This is a genomic window from uncultured Gimesia sp. (assembly GCF_937910335.1).
Classification (GTDB): domain Bacteria; phylum Planctomycetota; class Planctomycetia; order Planctomycetales; family Planctomycetaceae; genus Gimesia.
The window spans coordinates 1-5,247 of record NZ_CALEMX010000336.1; the positions used below are offsets into that span (position 1 = coordinate 1).

The 5,247-nt window shown below is 50.3% G+C and carries 4 protein-coding genes; 1 reads left to right on the forward strand and 3 read right to left on the reverse strand.

Features of this window, described 5'->3' with window-relative positions:
* Positions 1-1,642 (reverse strand): hypothetical protein (locus Q0668_RS13400; RefSeq protein WP_298865492.1); only part of this gene is annotated, 1,642 nt, incomplete at its 3' end.
* A 251-nt stretch (positions 1,643-1,893) separates the two neighbouring features.
* On the opposite strand from Q0668_RS13400, the gene Q0668_RS13405 reads away from it, so the two are divergent.
* Entirely contained in the window at positions 1,894-2,865 is a 972-nt protein-coding gene (locus Q0668_RS13405; RefSeq protein WP_298865494.1) for an amidohydrolase family protein, read from the forward strand.
* Between the two features lie 27 nt (positions 2,866-2,892).
* On the opposite strand, the gene Q0668_RS13410 is transcribed toward Q0668_RS13405, so the two are convergent.
* Together Q0668_RS13410 and Q0668_RS13415 are read right to left on the reverse strand one after the other, a co-directional pair.
* Positions 2,893-4,629, reverse strand: a complete 1,737-nt coding sequence (locus Q0668_RS13410; RefSeq protein ID WP_298865498.1) for a phosphate ABC transporter substrate-binding protein — start codon at positions 4,627-4,629, stop codon at positions 2,893-2,895.
* 58 nt (positions 4,630-4,687) lie between these two features.
* Entirely contained in the window at positions 4,688-4,999 is a 312-nt protein-coding gene (locus tag Q0668_RS13415) for a hypothetical protein (RefSeq protein ID WP_298865500.1), read from the reverse strand.
* Between the last annotated feature and the right edge of the window lie 248 nt (positions 5,000-5,247).

The window sequence follows — 5,247 nt, forward strand, 5'->3', positions numbered from 1 at the left end:
GTGCCGAAGGAGATTGTGCCGAAGGAGATTGTGCCGAAGGAGATTGTGCCGAAGGGGCCGGTGTAGAATTCGGTGCAGGTGTTACCTGTTTTGCAGGCGTTGGCTTGCGTTCGGTTTTTCTTTTTACGACTTTTTGATCTAGCGCTGCTTCGCCTAGCGCGAGACCTTCTGCCATCAGAATGGCCTGCGAGCTGACGGCTCCTGTTTTTGTCGCTTTGACGCGGGCGCGGAACGTGCGTGACTGTTTTGAATCCAGTTGATCGATTTTCAATGTGAGTTGTCGACCCTGTTGATGTTCCAGCCCTGCGGGCAGGTCCAGATCCAGGCTGACTTCCTTCTGATTTCTCTCTCCCTGATTAGTGATCACAAAATCAATTCCGAAGATGTCTCCCTCGGTCACCGTTTCAGGGCCTTTGATTTGTACATCCAGATTCAGAGCAGTGATTTGAGTCGAGGCTGCTACATTCGAAACCAGTTTGATCTTCGAATTTGTTTTTACATTCCCAGTCTGATTCAGAAATACTTTGACACGGAGTTCGCGTTCTTCATTGGGATCCAGCCGGGAAATTTTCCAGTGCAGATGATTTTCTTTGACTTCCCCTCTTGGAGAAAAATCAACCAGACTGGCCAGAGGCGAGAGCGTTTCATCAACGTGTACATCGTAGGCAGGAGAGGTGCCACTATTTTTCACAAGAATGGAATAGGTTAACAATTGATTCGCGGTTCCCGATTCGGGAAACTGTTTGCGAATATCCAGATTCAATTTCGCTTCCTGCTGCGGCGCGGTCACACGCGTCAGATGATCGAGTCGGCTGCGTTCGAAGGGTTGTTCCTGTCCCACCTGTAGATGTTGTCTACTGGGTTGACCACCGGGATAACGTTCGTGGTACAGTGTAGGGCGAATGATTTGAGGTTCTATCAGATCAACTCTGGCAAGATCAATGAGTTTCCAGTTTTGATCAAACAGGAATCGATCAGCGGGCTCCAGTTGACTATGCAGTTCAACTGAATCAGATTTTGCTTCGACTAAAAACTGCGCGTCGATATTCGGGTCCAGCATTTCCCGTTCGATGATTCTGATTTTCTGAACATTCAATACCAGTGATGATGCAGGTTCTGGCGCCAGATTAAAATCGGGCAATTCGAGTCGAGTCGGTTTTTCTTCTCGGGCTGCAATCCCTGAGAAAGGACGATGCTTATTCCCAAACGAGACATAGAGTGGCTCTGTTTCAAAATCGACCAGGAGAAACGAGTCGGGGGGAACGAATTCAATGCGTGAATCGATGGGCTTCGAATCGGGCAGGCTTCCCAGGATAACGGGTTTCGCAAAGTCGGCGGCAACATCCATAGGCCTGTGATCGGGCATGGCCAATAAAAGTAAAACCGTAAGGATGATGGCGATCGCGCCAACGCTGGAAGCTAGAGACCATTCCGGATCTTTACCAAAAAACGATTTCACTTTCTGCATCCAGAGTGGAGCGTAATCTTCAAATCTGAGAGAGAGATCAAAGTCACTTGCATCCCACTCGCGCGGGCTTTCCGTGCCGGAATCTTCCCATTGACCGGTCCCTGAATCCTCAGTCTCAAACGACTGTGGTTCACGACGATTCCAACTCGAGTTTTGGTCATTTGACTCGGGCATGACAGTATCAAGTCCGTTGAATATGCTTGCAGCCGATCCTGGCAACAATTTTCTCATAATGAGGTAGTGAAGATACGCAGAAGGTGAAAATTAGCAAAAACAACCGTCAAAGGGAAGTGCGATTCAAATTTGAGCGACGATTACGTATATTATTGTAAAGGTAGAGAGATATGGCAGACTGAGAAATATTAGGTATTCTGATATAGTCAACATGTTCACACTGAATGAAACCAAGACAGAGGAACAGCATCATGGGACAGATCAATCGTCGTACATTTTTGAAGACTGCATCAGCCGGAGTGATGGCGGCTCAGACCGGGGTTGGCTTGCGTGCGGACAGTAAATCCCGCGTACTTCTGCCGACGAAAGTGGTCGATACCCATACACATTTTTATGATCCCACGCGTCCCGAAGGCGTGCCCTGGCCTCCCAAAGGTTCTTCACTCTATCGCAGGGTCTTGCCGAAAGATTTTGTCGAACTGAAAAAATATCAGCCCGTGAATGCCACGGTGGTTGTGGAAGCCAGTAAATGGGTAGAAGACAATCAGTGGATTTTGGATCAGGCGAAAGAGAATCCGGTCATTATCGGTTTTGTGGGAAGATTGACACCCGGCGAAGAAGACTTTCGCAAACACCTCAAACGATTTTCCAAAAATCCGCTCTATAAAGGCATTCGCGTGTTGCATAATGTGATTCAGGCGGGATTACCAAATCAGCGATTTGTCGACGATTTGAAAATGCTGGCTGATGCGGGACTGGAGATCGATTTGAACGGTCCGCCGGCCACACTAGAAAGTGCACAGCAGGTGGCAAAGCTGGTTCCCGATTTACGAATCGTCGTGGATCATATCGGCAACACAGCTGTCAACGGAGACGAGATCGACCCGCAATGGAAGCGATCTATGGAAGCGCTGTCCGATCAAAGGCAGGTCTTTATTAAAATCTCCGCATTAGTAGAAGGCGCCTCACGGAAAAATCCCAAAAAGGTTCCCGACGACGTTGCCTATTATCGTCCCACGCTGGATGTAATCTGGAAAAACATTGGCGTCGACCGCATGGTCTTCGGCAGTAACTGGCCCGTCTCCGAACGCGCCGCCGACTACGTCACGCTGCAAAAAATTCTGGTTGAGTATTTGCAGGACAAAGGGCAGTCCGCTCTCGACAAAGTCTTCTGGAAAAATTCCAAACTCGCGTACCGCTGGGACCGCTATCCCGGGGAGTGAATTCGAAAGCGGATCGTGGCGTTCAATTCATTTTTCCGAAATGGGAAATTGATTAAAGAGCACGCCCCAGTTCCATAGTGGATAGGCTTGTCCAACGCGATTGCCATAGGCTGAGTCAGCGAACTGATAGATTGCCGACTCGGGATCGGAATCCCGCAGGTTCCCGTAGGAAAAGCCACGCATTGTGGTGAGTGTCTGGCCTGTCTCAAAGTCTGTCAGGTTGCGGCGTTCGCGATTCTCGAAACGCAGAATCGTTGTTCCTTCTTTTTCGTCAACGTAGCGGATGGGGACTCGCGCATAGGCGTCGCCGGTGAGCATGTTGGTAACATAGAAGGCTCCTTCGGCGATCAGTGGTTTCAGTTGCTGCTCGAGATTTCCGTTAATGAGCAATTCGGTGGTTGGCTGGTCGGCAATTGAAGGTCCTTTTCTGACACCGACGATTTTCCCGATCTGACCGGCATAAGGCAAACCGTAGCTGAGGTTGTAGTTTGTGTCTGCTTTCAAGGGCGAGGCCAGCCGGATACGGATGCGGTTGGGCGATTCAACTTCAATAGACCTGATGACCATGATCGCGCGGGTGGTGTCACGGATTTGGAATCCATAGAGTGATTGGAAATTGTCGCCTGACGGATACTGTTCGCGCGGAAGAAACGTTTCATCTAAAACGAGTGGAGGTCTTGGTACCTGAAATTCTACAAGCACACTCGTTCGATCGGGGGCGATCCATGACTTTCGCGGACGCAGGGGTTGCCATTTTTCACTTTCTATAAGGACGCGATGAACAACCTTGGCAACCTGCTCACCGAACCAGCGTTCGCCATCTGCGGACAGGTGAATCGGATCTCCGTATCTACCTGCATAGCGACTGTTGACGGCACTCGGCACCATGTAGTGGGGGCCGACCATCGTGATGTGGGGGTCAAGGTCGGCTGCCATGAGTTGGGCCTCGCCAGCCGGACTCAGGGTCTGGTACGTAAACATGGGGATTTCGTCGGTTTGTCCCGTGATCTTCTGCAGGTCGCGCGACCATTGCTTTCGATAATGGATGAGCCGATCGCGATACCATTCTTGTCCTGTGGGTCGCGTGAGTTCCTTCCCCCAGCGACTGGGATTGATGCCGCCGGTGGGGCCGGCATTCGCTTCGCCCTGCATCCAGATCAAAGCGGCGATACCAAAGTCTTTTCCCATTGCTTCCGCTTGACCTCGGGCGCGACGTGCATCGTCGAGACTGGTTTTGTAATAGCCGCCACCATGTTGGCGCGAGGCGGGAGTGCGATCATCGGTGGACTGATCGACGCTGGAAAGCTCGTCAATGAGACGTCCGCCCTGACCGGCATAAGCGGCCAGAAAGTGAGGAGCCTCGTTCTTCAGCCGGCCTTGGTTTTTCGGAGAACCGGGCAAACGGGCTTTTAAATGATCGGCCATTCCGTTGGCGATGGTTTCACCCAGGCCGCCATTTTTTGTTGCGGTGAGAGGCACGAAGGTAAACTGCTCAGCGGGTCGTGCTTGCGGTTTGTTACCAAGCTTGCCGTAAGACCAGGTGCGCACTCCGCGTTGGAACATCAAGTTTCCCCAGCCTTCATCAGTGGGTGTGACGCGTGGTAAAGACTCGGCACCTTCGCACAAAGATTGTCCCATCAGCCACAAGCCAATGATGTCTCGCTTGAGAACAGGCCGGTTTGCGGGCGGCTTTGGCTTTTCTTCGGAGAAGCACAATGTTGTCGGTAATATGACGAAGGCGATGATTAAGGTCAGGTGTTTCATGGTGTATGAGTGGTCCTACTTCAGTGGGTGTGACTTGTCAATTCATCCGCAGTTCCTTCTACAGCACCATGAATACTCCTTTAAAATCAGCTGGCCAGAGCACGGTATATTGCTCACCAGATATTTCCCGATGGGCTACCTTACATTGGTCCAAAATGCCTTGTAGTTCAAGTTGGTTTCGAAGCAGGTCGAAAGTCGCTTTCGGATCAGATGTGATGATGAAGATATTCGCTTCACCCGAGCCGAAATCATGCCCATCAATATTTGCCGCACTGCCGACGGCCCCAATCATCCTGTCCTCAAGTCGCACCAATGCATCGAAATCGTCGAGCGATTCTGCTGGGAACTGTATGATCAATTGATATTCCATGTTGCTCTCTCCATCTCGTCGGGCTAAGCGTCACTATTTGTTATTTGACTGAATCATTCCGTATAAGGTGTCGCAGAAGTTTTATCTGTAGCAGGAGACAAAATATCGTACCAAACTGAAGTAGTCTGTCTACGGGAAGGAATTTACAGAGGTTTTTTCTTGCAATCAAAAAACGGTTACTGGTGTTAGAGGCGATCAGTGAATCGTCTTGTTGACATGTGCTATCCTTCTACTACACGCTCAAGCAA